Genomic DNA, 15,169 nt, shown 5'->3' with positions numbered 1-15,169 from the left:
TCGGGGCTCGGTGTCCTCGCCGCTTCTGACACGGAGACGTGCACGCTGTCCTGGCAGCTGTTCCTGCCTGATAGCTGGGACGGGCCGAAGCTGCCGAGAGGCGGGCCCGGTGCCGAGGCTCCGATCAATAGCATCACCGGTCGAAGTAGCAGCTCACGCTGGACATGCTCGACGAACTCGGGGCGGGCAGCCTGTGGCACACGGTACTGGTCGCGGACACCGGTTACGGGGCGAACGCCGACGGCGTTCGCCGGGATCCAGACGCAACGGTGCTGGGCGGGACTTTGCTCGGCGCCTGGGCACGGCATGTGAACGTTGCCGAACCAGAAATACGAGACCCTCGCCTATCACGCCAGCGCGGTTCGCCCAAATCGGGACTCGTCAGGGACTCTTGCAAACGTCGATTCGACAGGCAGGAGCACACCATGGACGAGAGTAAGGCCCGCATGCCCGAAATAGCATTCCTCACGTTGGACAAGGCCGCGGCGTATCTCGGAATCTCTCCCAACACCCTTTATGTGTGGCGCCATCGCCGACAAGGGCCGCCCAGCTTCCAGATGGGCCGACGCGTGATGTACAGGATTTCCGCGCTTGACGAGTGGGTGGACCGGCAGGAAAAGGCGGACTCTCGATCGAATCCTGCCTTGAATCCACTGAACCGCAAGCCGCTGCGTCGCACATCGTGACATCCACGGCAGCACAGAGCATCGACACCAACCCGACATCAATTCCGACTGCCACAGCGGGATATGACCTGTCGCGAAGAAGCGTTCCCAACACCGTCAAGCACCCGGAACGCATCATTCGCACAGGTAGGAGGCCCTCATGGCGGGCTACATCGAGGATCGTTGGCTCAAGAAGAGGCCGGACAAGGCGACCGGCAAGCGAGAGCGTACTTCCATTTGGGGGAAGGGGAAGCGGTACCGAGTCAAGGGCATTCCTGGTATCCAGGACAGGTCCTTCGACACAAGCGAAGACGCCAAGCGCTGGCTCGCTGAGGCTCAGACGGACTCCAGCAGGGGCGACTTCGTCGACCCACGGAATGGTGCCATCTTGCTCGCCGATTACATCGCCGACCACTGGTGGCCCAGCCGAACGGATGAGCCGTCAACTGCGGGTCCCATGCGGAGCCGGATCTGGAACCACCTGATTCCCCTGCTCGGCTCGTATCCTCTGCGTGAGATCGACGCCTCGGCCCTTCGCCGGTTCAGGGCCGACTTGCTCTCTCGAGTCGAGGAGTCTTCCGCCGAGATCATATGGATACACCTCACCACCATCCTGAATGCCGCGGTTGATGACAAGCGCCTACTGAAGAGCCCCATCGCTGCCCACCGATCGATCAAACGGCCCAAGCCGGTCGACAAGAAGGCGAAGGCGTGGTCTCGAACCACAGTCGATGCGGTGCGGGAGGGCCTACAGGAGCGGTACCGGATCGCCGTGGACCTCGGGCTCGCACTCGGAGTTCGCCAAGGCGAGGCGCTCGGCCTCGCGGAAGAGGACTTCGACTTCAGGGCGGAGGTGGTCCACATACGGCGCCAACTCCGCTGGGATGGGAAAGGGCGGCCGTACTTCTGCCTCCCCAAGGGCCGAAAGACCCGTGATGTTCCCCTTCCGCCGAACCTCGCCCGCCGCGTTCGGCTCCACTTCCAGCTCTTCCCGCCGGTCGAGTGCACCCTGCCGTGGCGTAATCCTGAGACGCCGGCGACCGAGTTGGAAGAGCGTCAGCGCAAGCCGATCACCGTTCGACTCGTGCTGAGCACCTCCCACGGGCTTCGGATCAATCCCGGGACTTGGAACGAGCGCAGCTGGAAGCCCGCTCTCGTAGCCGCAGGGGTTCTGCGCCAGGTCGGCGAGAAGGCGGAGAGTTACGGTTCCCGCGTCCGCCTCCACCCCGTCTACGAGCGTTCACGGCCGGACATGTTCCACGTCCTGCGCCACACCTTCGCGAGTGTGCAGCTGGAGGCCGGCGAGTCCATCGTGAGCGTGGCGACCTGGCTGGGACACTCCTCCCCGAAGGTCACGCTCGACTACTACGCTCACTTCATGCCGGGCGCAGGCAAGCGCGGACTGGCCGCGATGGATACGTGGCTCGTGTGATGCGGGATCGAAAGTCCCCGAGAAGTCCCTGGCGCCGTCAAAGCCGCCACACAACCGACGAAACCGCAGGTCACAGGGCTACGCGCAACGCCGCCCAGTTGTACGCGGAGTACAAGGAGCCCCTGTACGCCGCTCCCCCGCTGCTCCAGCGCATGGTGGACGCGGGCCGCCTCGGCCGCAAGACAGGTTCGGGCTTCTACGCCTACTGACCGCCCTGACGGCGGGCCCGGCGCCGACGCGGCCGGGCCCGACGGGGGCACGTTCGAGGTCAGGGCCATGTTCGGCCCAGCAGGACCTGCCCTTCACTGCCGGGCCGGCTCCGCGCCGGAGCGCTACGGAGCCGACGGCGCGGATGCGCTGACCCGAAGCCCTGGGCCTTTCAGTGCCGTCGCGCAGCCGGTATCCAGGCAGTGAGGCCCTGGCGACGGCCGTCTCGTCCGCTCGTCACACCATCAGGCGCGCACCGGGCCCCTTCACCGAGTCACGAAGCGGCGCTCCGAGAGCGGTCTCGCGGGGTATCCACATCGGACAACAGCCTGTCGAGCCGCTTCATGACGTCCACCTGGGCTGGATTGTAGAGATCACTGATGGCTCTGCCGATGGTACGGGCGGTGTGCTGTCGGCCCCGCGGGGCGTCCGAAGCGAGGTCACCGAGCCCGGGATGGCGGGACCGTAGCCCCATGACGTACGGCACGAGGCGCTCGGCGAGACTCTGACGGGTCGCCTCGTCGGCGCCGGCGGGCAGCTCGTTGAGTTCGTGAGCCACGGGCTGCGGCTTCTGATCGAGCAAGTCGGCATAGGCGTCCATCCCCTGGGGACCGAGGACCGTACCGAGGACGGTGACGAAGGAGCGGTCCGGACCAGGGAGCTCGGCCGTCTTGTCCACGGAGGCGAAGCGGAGAGGGAGATCGCTCGTGGCTCGTCCGCGCAGGAGGGCACCCACCTCGGCGCGGGCGTGTTGCAGTCGTTCGATGGTGGCGGCCAGCTCCGTGTCGAGCGCACGAAGATCGCGCGGATCAGGGTCGGCATCCGGGTAGTCGTCCATGTCCGCGATCCGGGAGAGGGAGAAGCCCAGGGCGGTGAGGCGCTTGATCCGCAGGAGGCGGACGAGATGACTGACGCCGTACTGCTTGTATCCGTTGGAACGCCGCTCCGGCTCCTCCAGCAGGCCGATGTCGTGGTAGTGCCGTACGGCCCTCAGGCTGACGCCGGCCAGCTCCGACATCTCCCGGGTGCTCCACGCCATGATCGAAATCTCCCTTTCACTGTCCGGTGTTGCGGACGCGGTCACGCGGTGGGCCCCACGGAAAGCCATGATCCGCCGGCAGGCGGGGACGGGTCGGAGAGTACGAGGTGGCGGTCCGCCCCCTCCTGGTGGGGCGCGGAGACCATCGAGGTCGCCGACCAAGCCTGCTCCCGCATCTCTCTCCGTCGCGAGCCGGTACAGAGAGGGTGGTTCGATTCACTGCCGGGCCGGCCCGGCAGGTGATGCGGGGCCGGCGGAGAGGACGACGTCGACAGCGGCGTTGAGGGTCTCGGTCTCGGCGATGAGGACGGACTCACGGGTCGGCAGCGCGCGTTCCAGCGAAAGTCCGTTGAGGACGGTCAGAAGAAACCTGACGTTGCGGGTGTGGTCTCCCGGGGGCAGCGCGCCGTCCTCGGCAAGCACGGCCAGCCAGTGTTCGACCCTGCGCTCCGCCTCCCTCTCAAGACCTTGGTACGCAGCGCGTACTGGTTCGGTCGGCTCTGGCTCGATGAAGGCCCGGTACGTCACGCCCCATGCGATTCGCGCTTCTTCGTCGGTACCGACCAATGCGAGAAGCTGCCGCAGGCAGTTGAGCAGTCGTTCGCGGGGCGGCAGGGTCCGGTCCCGGATCGGGTCGCCGGGCAGCAGGTCTTCGTAGATCCGCGCGAGCAAGCTGTCCTGCAGGGCGCGCTGGGTAGGGAAGTGAAACCTCAGCGAGCCGGTGCTCACCCCTGCACGCGCGGCCACCGCCCGGACGCTCAGCTTCGCCGCCAGGTCCTCGGCGATCATGTCTGCAGCGGCCTTGAGGATCTTCTCGCGCGTTTCCATACTGCACTCTCCTTCACATCTCCCAGATTTCTCAACTGTACTAGCACGCTGTACTAGTACGGCGTGCTAGTGTCACGTCTAACACGCTGTACCAGTGAAGGTGCAGCTGATGCACGAAGGGGCGGGGCATGGCGTTCAAGCAGTGGGCGGCAGCGAGGCGCCTCAAGCCGGGAGACGGCAGGGAACTGGAGCGGTTCCGCTGGTGGCAGCTCCCCTTTCGCTCCCTCTTCTGGCTACGGCTTCCCGGTGGCGGGCAGGTGCGCCTGCACGCCGTCGACGTCCGGCACTGGGCGAGGTTGGACAACAGCAGGATCCGGGCGCACCTGTTCCTGGACGGCAGGCACGTGGCCGAGTCGAAGCTGCCCGCGGCCTTCTCTGTCGACGGGGGTGTCATCGAGGTGGCGATGAGCAGCTACGGCATCAGGCGCTGCCACTACCGCCCCTCCGGCGGACAGCCGTCACAGCTCACGCCCGACCCCGCCTCGGCCGAGGGGCGGCGGGCACGCTTCGGCGCCCGCCATCCGGGACTCAGCCGGGCGATCGCCATCGGATCGGTGTTGCTGCTGGTCATCGGTGTGGGCCTGAACGTGTTGCAGCTTGCTGAACCGGTCTCTCACATTCCTCCTGTCACGCAGCGGATCGGAACGTTCGAATCGCCTGTGCACCTGCCGATCTGGCTGAACCTCACGCTGGGGGGCGGGGCCGTTCTGGCGAGCATGGAGCGCGCGCTCCGCCTGCGGTACTCCTCCCTGCTCGATGCGGCCGGCCGCTGACCGGAAGCGGGGAAGGCCCCCCTCGGGCGGCCTCCCGCACGACCGGCATGGCCTGGCCGCATCGAACGACACGCACGCAACGAAAGGAAAATGATCATGATTCAGTCGAGGCCACGGGCCGCCGCCACGTACGGGGCGGCATTCGCTGCGGCTCTCGTGGTCCTGACGGGGTGTTCGTCCGCCGCCTCGGGGCTGCACAGCATGTCCGCAACGGGCGCGTCGACCCCGGCCCCCTCCCCGGACCCGCTCGCGTGGAGCGCGTGCGGGAAGAACCTGGAATGCGCCACGATCAAGGTGCCGCAGGAGTACACCGACCCCGAGGGCGCTCAGATTCCGCTCGCGGTCATGCGGCACCGGGCCACTGATCCCGGCCACCGCATCGGAAGCCTGATCTTCAACCCGGGCGGCCCGGGGGTCTCCGCCACCGAAACGCTGCGCAATCTGCCCAAAACAGCCGGCACCCCCGGCGCCTTCTCGCCCGCGGTGCTCGCCGCATTCGACATCGTCGCGATGGACCCGCGCGGAGTCGGCGAGTCGCAGGCCGTTCACTGTCTGACCGACGAGCAGCGAGCCGAGGCTGCCGGCACCGACTTCGACCCTGCGATCCCCGGGGGCAAGCCTCTGCCGCAGCTGCTGGCCGATGCCGCCACGTTCACCGACGGCTGCGCCAAGCACCAGAGCAAGAAGTTTCTGGCCAGCCTGTCCACCGACAACGTGGCCCGCGACATCGACCAGGTGCGCTCGGCGCTCGGCGAGGCCAAGCTCACGTACTACGGCTTGTCCTACGGCACCGTGGTCGGTCCGATGTACGCCACTCTCTTTCCTCACCGCGTCCGTCAGATGGTGCTCGACGCGCCCGTCGACACCAACCAGTGGTTCGGCAACCCCCTCCCCTTCCAGAACGATGTCGCCGTGGCAAGCGAACGAACCCTCGACGCCTGGTTCACGACCTGCCGCACGGAAGGGACCACAGTGTGCCCGTTCGGGGCAGGCGACCCACAGGCCGCGTTCGACACACTCATCGACACGCTGGAAGCCAAACCGCTGAAGATCGCACCCGCCGAAGGCGCCGCTCAGGGCGGCGAGCTCGACGGCGCCATGGCTCTGGAGGCCACCCGGGCCCTGGCCGGCGACCAGAACACCTGGCCCCTGCTGACCTCGGCGCTGCTGGCCGCTCAGAAGGGCAACGGCGCGCCCCTCTACACCCTGTGGAGCAGCGTCACGGTATCCCCCTTCCCCGTCCCTACAGCGATGTTCGAAACCCACACCGCTGTTCGCTGCGCGGACTGGAACACCCCGTCCGGCATTGCGGCGCACAAGACCGCAGCCACCAAGGCCGTTACCGAGGCGAAGCGGATCGGGCCCCGGGCCGCCTACTCCGCCCTGAACTGCGCTCGGTGGCCCGCACCGAACAGGGACCGCGTCGACAAGCCGCTCACCGGCGCCGGCGCGCCCCCGGCTCTGGTGGTCGGGGGCCGACTGGACCCCGTCACCCCGCACCACTGGGCCGAGACCATGACCCGGACCCTGGACTCCGCGGTCCTGCTCACACGTGAGGGAGTCGGACACGGCTCCTACGGCATCAACACATGCGTCGGCAAAGCGGTTGACGCCGCGCTCCTGCACGGCACCCGCCCCGCCGACGGCACCGTGTGCAAGACGGATGCGCCCGCCACCACGCGTCCTCTCTTCCCTGCGAAGCGTTGAATCACAGTAGGCCGACGCCCGCGCACGCATAAGCGGTGGACCGAGCGGAAGGGCTTGCTCGCGGGCTGACTGGCTTTCAAGGCATCGGTCGAGGACCGTCCCGCAATTCCCACCGAGGGCGCGACGAAAGTCATGGCGCATCGCCTCACCGCGGGAGCGTCCCATACATCCAGTATGCGGACGCTCCTTCGCCGTGCGGTGCACTGTCGTCTCGACATCACACACGACGTGATTGACTGCGAATTAGGGAACCGCCGCCGCCACACAACCACCAGTGCCGATCCGTCTTCCTCGCGATAGCCGCTCCGAGTCCGCCGCTCTCAGCCGAGGCGGCCTCGGCCATGTGCGCACTGGCCGACCGCGCAGGTCCGAGAAGACAAGGCCTCACCCTCGTCGCCACCCTGCTCCTCACACAGCATCGCCTGGCCATTTCTGGCGGGAGACCGCCTCCTCATCGGCCACTCCGGTTACATCGCCGGCCTCTCCCTCTGGTGTTACCGCACGTCCCACACACCTCCGCCGGCGTCAACTCCAGGTTCCGCGTCGGCGCGATCCCCCCAGCCCTTTCTGGCTCAGGGGACCGAGCGAGCGGCCTGACCAGGATTCACGGAACCCAGCGCGAGAACCGTCGTGACCGCGCGCGTCCTGTGGAAATGCCCGTTTCGAGGTCCTGGAACTATGCCGTAACGTCACCAGTTTCACGACTCGAACCGGAGGTAGGAGACCCGCTGGAACGCAGGGTGGCGGCGAGGGCGCAGTGGTTACTCCCTGACAGACGGGCGAACGTCCAATTCGCTCTCTCTGTTCACTCGGCAGGGGCTCGAGGAAGGGCGACATCACCGGCGACGTTGAGCACTTCGCACATTTCACTCTCTTGTCGGCGATCAGAATCCTTACCCATTTCGACCCACATAACGGGGAGTTAGCATGCCCACGACTCTCGCTCAGAATCTGTACATGCTCTGCTACACCGTCAAGAAAGAGAAATTCCAGCTCGACAACATCCAGGGGCGCGGCCGACTGCTGCGGGCCGGAGCGATAACCGAGTCGGCGCGCGACGTTCTGCTGGACGCGACCGGGGAAAGGTTCGACGGCTCGCCGACAGTTCGGAACAAGGAGGACCGCCGCACTCACAAGTCCGCCCTCGAAGCGCAAGCGGCGCGGTTCGACGCGTTCGTCCCTGGACTGCGCAAGGCGCTGCGCGACTCCTGTCTCGCCAGACGGGCCGTGGGAGGCGGCTGGAGCGCCTGAACCACAGTACGACCGCCCCCAGAAATTCCCGAGAGACGACGCTGCAACCGCAGCACGTGACCAGGAGTGATCGATGACCCGGCTCGAAGGCGAGCACGCCCCCTCCCCACCTCACGACGAGGGCGCAACAAGCGCGCCGTCCCCCGCCCCGGGGCCGCCCCTCCTCGAGTCCATGGGCGGGGCGGCGGGCTTCGTCTACTCGACCGTCCCGGTCGTTGTGTTCGTGATCGCACTCGCCCTGATGTCGACGAGGGCAGCCGTGATCGCGGCGGTGGCAACCGGGACGGTGCTCACGGCGGCCCGGCTGGTGCGAGGAGAACGGCTGCTCGCCGCCTCGGGCAGCCTGACCGGCGTTCTGGTCGCGGCGGGCATCGTCGCGCTGACCGGTTCCGCCAAGGACTTCTTTCTGCTGGGCATCTGGGTGGCCTTCGCCGGTTTCCTCGCGACCTTCGCTTCGGTCCTCTTTCGTCGCCCCCTGACCGGCGTGGCGTGGAACCTCCTGCACGGGGGCACGCACGCCTGGCGCGCGGACCGTCAGGTTCTGCGGGCACACGACATGGCCACGCTCGCAGCGGCAAGCGTCCTCGGGGCCCGATTCGCGGTGAAGCAGTGGCTCTACGTGCACGACGCCACCGGCTGGCTCGCCTTCGCGAAGATCGCCATGGGGACCCCCCTGACCGTGCTGGCCGCGCTGGTCGTCGCCTGGGCCTTCCGCGCCACATCCAAGCGCCTGGTGGACAGCCACCCTGTCCCGGCCGTCACACAGCAACAGGCCGAGCACCCGCCTCGCCGGCATGCGTCCAGGTAGTGAGCAGTCACATCACATCAACGAGGAAGGAGCCTCATGTCGATCAGCCACACGCAGACGGAGACCGTGAGGGAACTCGGAGCCTTCGAGCGGACCATCGATCTCTACATGCACCGAAACCCTGTCCAGTTCTCCCTGGTCGCCGAAATCAACCGCAAGGTCTCCGAGCAGAAGCTGGCGAGAGCACTGCAGAAGGTGCAGGCACAGCACCCGTTGCTCCGCGTCTCGGTGGACCGCCGAGCTCCCCAGCCCCGGTACCTCCGCGCAGATGAGCCGATCAAGATCGAAGCAGCCACCGAGGGAACACCGTGGCAGGCTGTTGTCGCTGGTGAGCAGACTCGCCCCCTTGCGCACGAGCCCGGCCCTCTGATGCGGGCCGTACTGATTGCCTCGGAGACCGGCAGCGTCATCGTGCTGACCTTCGCTCACCAGATCACTGACGGTACCGGCGGCATGCGGGTGGTGACGGACCTCGTCGCCGCCCTCGACGGCGACGAGGCGGGCCACCAGCCGAACTCGGAATGGGATGTACCGCCGTCTCAGGAGACCCTCCTGCAGGCTCTCCACGCGACGGCACCCTCCGTGGGCCCGCCCCAGGACGAGCTGATCGATGCGCCCGGCGAGCTGACGCGGTACTCGGGACGGCTGCCGCACGTTTCCGCCCTGGCCCTGCAGCACGGTCCGACCGCACGGCTCGTGACCCGCTGCCGCGTCGAGGGCGTCTCCGTGCACGCCGCACTGTGCGCTGCCGCCAGCACGGTCTTCCACCGCGCGGGCCGCACTCGGGTGAGGGTGCTGAGCCCGATCGACCTGCGCCGAGCCGTAGGTCTGCCCGACGCCGTCGCCAACCGGTTCGCCGGAGCGCGAACAGTCAGCGAGGCATCCCAGGCCGATGATTTCTGGAAGCTGGCCCGCCATCACCACCGGGCCCTGGAACACCAGCGCGCACCGCAGGTACTCAAGGCCGGTTCGGAGGCACTGGCCCAGCAGCCACCCGCCACCCCCGAAGAGGCCGAGGCGATGATGACCGTTGTCACCGCCGCCGACATCCAGATCACCAATCTCGGGGTGGTCGAGGCGCCGGCGGACGGCCGCACTCTTCTCGGCGCTGTGTGGGGACCGGCACAAACCACCCAACTGGCCGGTGAGCACGTACTGGGTGTCGCCACCTGCGGGGGACGCCTGCGCATGACGGAGCTGACCCACCACCCCCTGGCCGGTTTGCTGCCCGACATGGCCGCCGTCCTGGCCCGGCGGTGCAGCGAACCTGACGTTCCCTCCCCCTGATGCGTTCAGGACACCGAGCACCGTTCCCGGCACACCGCCGGCCGGTCCGGCCGTTCGGAACGCCCTGGCCGAACCGGCAGAGTCCTACCGAACCCACCCCTCCACCCACGTCCACGCTGCACCCCCGGCAGCCGCACCCGATGAGCGACACACAGGAGTGACCATGCAGTTCCCTGTCGATGCGAACACCCGTGCAACAGGCGGCACCGCCTTCCTGGGCGAGCTGCGGTCCCGTATTTCCGCGGACCGTGTGCTCACCAGCGGACCGGAATACACACGAGCCGTCGCGCTGTTCAACGCAGCGGTCGACGTCCGGCCTTCGGTCGTCGTGCGGTGCGCGAGCACCGCTGACGTGCAGGCGGGAGTACGCGCTTCTCGGGACCACGGAGTGCCGCTCTCCGTGCGTGGCGGGGGCCACGACTTCTGGGGCCGGGCGTTCCGTCCCGGTGGGCTGGTTCTCGATCTGACCGACATGAGGAACGTGCAGGTCGACGTCAGCCGGCGTTGCGCGACGGTGGGTGGCGGGGCGCTCTCGTCCGACATCGTCTCGGCCGCCGAGCGGGCGGGCTTGACCGCAGTCACCGGAACGGCGGGCTCCGTCGGCATGGTCGGCCTCACGCTCGGCGGCGGGTACGGCCCCCTACTGGGCCGATTCGGTCTGGCAGCCGACAACCTGCTCGGCGCCGAGGTCGTGCTGGCCGACGGTTCACGGGTGAACACAGACGCCGAACAGCACCCGGACCTGTTCTGGGCGTTGCGCGGCGGCGGCGGGAACTTCGGCGTCGTCACCTCGGCGCGGATCCGTCTGCACCCCGTTCCGACCGTGGTCTCGGGAACCATCCTGTACCCGATCGACCACAGCGACCGCCTTCTGGCCGACCTGGGTGGGATCCTCCAGGACTGTCCCGACGAGCTGACGGTGGACGTGGGGTTCCTTCCCGGTCCGGACGGCAAACCGACGGTATACGTCGCTCCGACCTGGTCGGGGGACCTCGGGGTGGGCAACGCCGAGGACGGACCGGTACATGCCTTGGCGAAACTCGGCACACCCGTGCACGCCGACATCGGGTCCGTCCCCCGTTCCTCGACGCTGGCCGCGACGGACGCCATGTTCCCACCCGGACGCAAGGGCGCGATCCGCACACGCAGCGTCCAGAGCGTCACGGGCTCCATCGCGACCGTCCTGGCCCGAGCCGCCCAGGAGTTCACGTCACCCTTCTCCGCGATCGTCTGGCACCAGTTCCACGGTGCGGCTACCCGCCCATCTCCCGGTTCCACAGCTTTCGGCCGACGCGAACCGCATCTCATGGTCGAGCTGATCTCCATGTGGGAGAACGGCGAGAAGAAGGAACACACAGGCGGTGGCGAGGGCAGTTCCTCGCACCTGCGCTGGCTCGAAGAGATACACACGGCGCTCGAACCCTTCTCCATGCCGGGCGGGTACGTGAACTTCCTGGGGCCGGAGACTCCCGACCAGATAGCGAACTCCTACGGGCCGAACACCGAACGTCTGCTCGCGGTGAAGTCCGCAGTCGATCCGGACTCCGTCTTCACCGCCACACCGCTTCCCACAGACGCCGCCGACAGCGGGCCCCTGCGCGCGTGAGGCGCAGGAGACATCGGCGCCCTGGTCAACGGCATTGACGTCGCCCCGGCCACGGGCCGGTCAACGCCGGGGTCTACGGGCGCCTTGGCGGGGCACACGGCCGCTGTGCCGCGTGCCCCGCCGGGGACGGCTCGCCTTCGTGCCCGCTCGGAAGTCGCTCAGGCGGCTGGAGCTCGTCCGCGATCGTTCATGCTGCGGCCAGCGCCTCTGTCGGGGGAAGCCGGGCCGCACGGACGGAGGGGTAGACCCCTGCCACCATGCCGACCGCCACAGCACCGAGACAGCCGGCCACGACCGAGGTCGGAGGAATGACGGACGGCCAGTCCTGACAGGCCGAGTACCCGACAGCGGAGAGCGCACCGAGCGTTGTTCCGGCGAGGGCACCGAGCAGCGAAAGCGCCACCGACTCGGTGAAGAACTGGACCCGTATCTGGCCCCGGGTCGCACCCAGCGCCCGACGGAGGCCGATCTCGCTACGGCGCTCCAGAACCGAGATGACCATGGTGTTGGCCACGCCTATTCCGCCGACCAGCAGGGCGACACCGGCCAGCCCGAGGAAGAGCGAGGAGAAGGAGTTCTGCGTTGCGCGCTTGGCGGCCAGGGCATCGGACGGGCGGCTGACCTGAACCTGCCCCGGCTGCTCCGGAAAAACGGTGGCGGGCAGTACTTTCCGTACGTCTTCGAGGTGCTCCTCTTCCGCCTTGATGTAGATCACCGTGGGGTTTCCGTTGAACCGGAGTGTGTTCTTGGCGGCGGTCCATCCCGTCAGTACGGCGACGTCGAGTTCTTCGGCCAGGGGTACGGAGTGGAGGATGCCGACGACGGTGAACCATGATCTGCCGATCCGTATCTCCGGAGCAGGCTCGTCCGCGGGGATCTCCCCGATACCGAGACGGCTGGCCGCCTGGTAACCCAGGACCGCGGTGGGGAACTGTTCATCGGCTTCGCTGAAGAACCTTCCCGACAGGACCCTGCCCCCCACGACGTCCAGGAGGTCCCGCCGGGCCGCCAGAACGCTCAGCCCCGCGCTGGAGAAGTCCTCCCCGGAGGTGACGTCGGAACGCTGCACCTCCGTATTGGTGTTGGCCACGGCGCTCGCCCCCGTGACCGGCCCGATACGGCGCGCCATGGCGACCGATCCCTCGGGCAGCAGAACCGGCTCGGCCTGTCCGGGGACCGGCTGGGCCCGCAGCATGTTCGAGCCCAATGCCGAGATTTCTTCGATCAACGCCCGGTGGCTGGAGGCCGGGATTGCCGTGACTATCACCATCGTGGCGACACCGATGGAGATGCCGAGCGCCGACAGCATCGCGCGCATCGTGCGGGTCCGCAGGCCGAGCATGCCCAGACTCAGCAGATCCGGAAAGGACAGCCACACGGGCTTGACGCGGCTCGTGGCGGACCTGCGTGAGCGCGGGGACGGGGCACTTGAGTGCTGGGTGGAGAACGGTTCGGAGCGGGGGCGCTTGGAGCGGGAGTGGGTGGCTGTCATGTGAGGCTCTCGGTCAGTGCGGTGTCCGCGACCTTGCGCCCGTCGCGCATATGGATCCTGCGCGGCAGTCGGTCGGCGATGTCCCGGTCGTGGGTGATGAGCGCGATCGTGGTGCCTGCCGCATTGAGTTCGGTCAACAGGGCGAGCGCCGCCTCGCCGTTCGCCGTGTCGAGCGCACCGGTCGGTTCGTCGGCGAGGACGAGGGCGGGCTCGTGGACGACTGCGCGGGCTATGGCGACCCGCTGGCGCTCTCCCCCGGAGAGCTGGTGCGGGAGATGGTCGGCGCGGTGCGCGAGACCGACCCGGGCCAGGGCCTCCGTGGCCCTCCTCTTGCGGTATTTGCGCGGCACGCCGGCATACAGCAGACCGGTCGCCACGTTCTCCGCCGCCGTGAGTCCGTCCGTCAGATGGAAGTGCTGGAAGACGAAGCCCAGGCGGCGTCCGCGCAGGGCGGACAGTTCGCGGTCGGACAGCTCCGCAACGTCGTATCCCTCGATGATCACACGGCCACCGGTCGGCAGGGCCAGTGTGCCCATGATGTTGAGCAGGGTGGACTTGCCCGAGCCGGAAGGACCGAGGATCGCCAGCAACTCGCCCTGCGCGACCGAAAGGGACACACAGTCGAGTGCCCTCACCTCGGGCGGGTGGACAACGCTCGCCTCCAGGACGCTGATGACCTCGGTCATGCGGTGGCTTCCACCTTCATCCCTGCGGCGATCCCCTCACCGCTGATCTCGACCAGTCCCCGGGCGAACATGCCCGTGTCGACCGGCACGAGCCTGCCCCCGACAGATCGGCCTTCGGCCAGACGTACCGCGTAGCCTCCCTCGCGCAGAGCGAGCAGCGCCCCGACCGGGACGGCCAGTACGCCCTTCTTGGTATCGCCCTCGAACCTCACCTGCACGGGCGCGGCGTCGATGCCTTTGACGGCCTCGGCGTCGTCGACCGAGACGGTGACATTGATCTTGGTTACTCCCGTACCGTTCTCTCCTTCCTGGTCCGCCTTGATGGTCGTACCGATCGTGGCGACCTCGCCCGCGGTCTCGGTCCCGTCCGGAAGCATCACGGTGACCTTCTGACCCGCCTTGATGGTCCCGAGGTCGAGCGTCTCCACCGGAATGCGCACGGACTTGGTGGTGGCGGATACCGACAACAACTCGTTCGCCGCCGCGTCTCCCGTCTGGGCGGAGACCTCCGAGACACGGACCGCTGAGCGTGTCACCACCACATCGGAGCTCTCCAGAACCCCGGTCGGCTCGATGTCGACGGACTTCTGCCAGCGCTTGATCGCGGACATCAGGCCCTCAGTGAGCACACCGTCGCCCTCCTTGACCGTGACCTGCCGGGCGGGCGTGGGCGACTGGCCCGCCCCCGTCTGGTCTTCCGCCTCCTGGCCGGCTCCGGTCCCCTGGTCGGCATCGTCGCCCTGAGCCGACGGGGGCGGACCGGAGCCCGGCTCGGCGGTCCCCTGATCCGTTCCGGGCGCTGTCGAAGGAGAGGCGTCCGCCGACATCTGCTGACCCACCGGTGCCCGCTGCTGAACGACGGTGCCCGCAGCCGGCTGTTGCCCGATGTCGTAGCCGACGGCCTTCAGGTTGTCGGCCACGACCCGTATGTCACGGCCGACACTGCCGGGAGTGTCGAGCCTGCGATACATGGGGGTACTGCCGTAGAGGACCACGGTGGGACGCTCGTCGACGCGGTACAGCTGCTCACCGCGCGCGACCGTGGCACCCTGTTTCGGAAGCCAGGTCACCACTCCTTCGCCGGCGCCCTGGATGGTGCGCACGGAGTCGTAGCCGAGTGTGCCCTCCATTTCTTTGCCCCCGGACATATCCCTCTTGGCCACCGCAACCTGTCGAATCGTCGGACCGGGTTCGGGCTCGGACATCTTTCCGTCACCGCCCGTCCACAGCAACCCGGTTCCCACTCCTCCCACCAGGAGCACGGCGCCGATACCGAGAAATACCGCCGCCTTCCGGCCGCGTGCCGTCGGTTCAGGACGGTCCGCCTCATTGTCACGGACCTCCCCGCTTCCCTCCTGAACGGTCACGCGCAGCGGCATCGTCTCGTC

13 protein-coding genes and 1 pseudogene are annotated in these 15,169 nt (G+C 67.9%); 9 read left to right on the top strand and 5 right to left on the bottom strand.

Annotation, left to right across the window (positions count from 1 at the left end):
- The first annotated feature begins 164 nt into the window (after window positions 1–164).
- The 3 genes and pseudogenes from ABZ172_RS18200 to ABZ172_RS18190 all read left to right on the top strand — a co-directional run.
- Window positions 165–686 carry a helix-turn-helix domain-containing protein gene (locus tag ABZ172_RS18200; RefSeq protein ID WP_242534159.1) on the top strand — a complete coding sequence of 174 codons (522 nt, stop codon included), beginning with the start codon at window positions 165–167 and terminating at the stop codon, window positions 684–686.
- Between the two features lie 139 nt (window positions 687–825).
- Window positions 826–2,097, top strand: coding sequence for a site-specific integrase (locus ABZ172_RS18195; protein ID WP_129856935.1), 1,272 nt, complete (start codon window positions 826–828; stop codon window positions 2,095–2,097).
- Between the two features lie 98 nt (window positions 2,098–2,195).
- Window positions 2,196–2,306 (top strand): annotated as a pseudogene (locus ABZ172_RS18190) (3-hydroxyacyl-CoA dehydrogenase family protein); the annotation flags it as partial.
- A gap of 272 nt (window positions 2,307–2,578) precedes the next feature.
- Here ABZ172_RS18190 and ABZ172_RS18185 read toward each other — a convergent pair.
- Window positions 2,579–3,343 carry a MerR family transcriptional regulator gene (locus ABZ172_RS18185; RefSeq protein WP_356884735.1) on the bottom strand — a complete coding sequence of 255 codons (765 nt, stop codon included), beginning with the start codon at window positions 3,341–3,343 and terminating at the stop codon, window positions 2,579–2,581.
- Between the two features lie 216 nt (window positions 3,344–3,559).
- A complete protein-coding gene (locus ABZ172_RS18180; protein ID WP_356884734.1) occupies window positions 3,560–4,171 on the bottom strand; it encodes a TetR/AcrR family transcriptional regulator in 612 nt (203 codons plus the stop codon).
- 128 nt (window positions 4,172–4,299) lie between these two features.
- On the opposite strand from ABZ172_RS18180, the gene ABZ172_RS18175 reads away from it, so the two are divergent.
- The 6 genes from ABZ172_RS18175 to ABZ172_RS18150 all read left to right on the top strand — a co-directional run bounded on the left by ABZ172_RS18175 (window position 4,300) and on the right by ABZ172_RS18150 (window position 11,603).
- A complete protein-coding gene (locus ABZ172_RS18175) occupies window positions 4,300–4,944 on the top strand; it encodes a hypothetical protein (RefSeq protein ID WP_356884733.1) in 645 nt (214 codons plus the stop codon).
- A gap of 96 nt (window positions 4,945–5,040) precedes the next feature.
- Window positions 5,041–6,651 carry an alpha/beta hydrolase gene (locus tag ABZ172_RS18170; protein WP_356884732.1) on the top strand — a complete coding sequence of 537 codons (1,611 nt, stop codon included), beginning with the start codon at window positions 5,041–5,043 and terminating at the stop codon, window positions 6,649–6,651.
- A 927-nt stretch (window positions 6,652–7,578) separates the two neighbouring features.
- Window positions 7,579–7,902: a hypothetical protein gene (locus tag ABZ172_RS18165; protein ID WP_356884731.1), complete on the top strand. Its 324-nt coding sequence runs from the start codon at window positions 7,579–7,581 to the stop codon at window positions 7,900–7,902.
- A gap of 73 nt (window positions 7,903–7,975) precedes the next feature.
- A complete protein-coding gene (locus ABZ172_RS18160) occupies window positions 7,976–8,710 on the top strand; it encodes a DUF3159 domain-containing protein (RefSeq protein ID WP_356884730.1) in 735 nt (244 codons plus the stop codon).
- A 36-nt stretch (window positions 8,711–8,746) separates the two neighbouring features.
- Window positions 8,747–9,997, top strand: a complete 1,251-nt coding sequence (locus ABZ172_RS18155) for a peptide synthetase (RefSeq protein WP_356884729.1) — start codon at window positions 8,747–8,749, stop codon at window positions 9,995–9,997.
- A gap of 163 nt (window positions 9,998–10,160) precedes the next feature.
- A complete protein-coding gene (locus tag ABZ172_RS18150; RefSeq protein WP_356884728.1) occupies window positions 10,161–11,603 on the top strand; it encodes an FAD-binding protein in 1,443 nt (480 codons plus the stop codon).
- Between the two features lie 187 nt (window positions 11,604–11,790).
- Here the strand turns inward: ABZ172_RS18150 and ABZ172_RS18145 are convergent, their stop codons facing one another.
- The 3 genes from ABZ172_RS18145 to ABZ172_RS18135 are packed head-to-tail and all read right to left on the bottom strand — an operon-like array spanning window position 11,791 to window position 15,160.
- Complete coding sequence (locus tag ABZ172_RS18145) at window positions 11,791–13,095, bottom strand: ABC transporter permease (protein WP_356884727.1); 1,305 nt, start codon at window positions 13,093–13,095, stop codon at window positions 11,791–11,793.
- Complete coding sequence (locus ABZ172_RS18140) at window positions 13,092–13,781, bottom strand: ABC transporter ATP-binding protein (RefSeq protein WP_356884726.1); 690 nt, start codon at window positions 13,779–13,781, stop codon at window positions 13,092–13,094. The genes ABZ172_RS18145 and ABZ172_RS18140 overlap by 4 nt, the downstream gene beginning before the upstream one ends.
- Entirely contained in the window at window positions 13,778–15,160 is a 1,383-nt protein-coding gene (locus ABZ172_RS18135) for a peptidoglycan-binding protein (RefSeq protein ID WP_356884725.1), read from the bottom strand. Before ABZ172_RS18135 ends, ABZ172_RS18140 begins: the two co-directional genes overlap by 4 nt.
- Window positions 15,161–15,169: the final 9 nt, after the last annotated feature.

The sequence above is a fragment of the Streptomyces sp. NPDC006296 genome, assembly GCF_040613235.1.
Classification (GTDB): Bacteria; Actinomycetota; Actinomycetes; order Streptomycetales; family Streptomycetaceae; genus Streptomyces.
The sequence above is the reverse complement of the archived record's forward strand: the minus strand, read 5'-3'. Positions and strand labels throughout refer to the sequence as shown.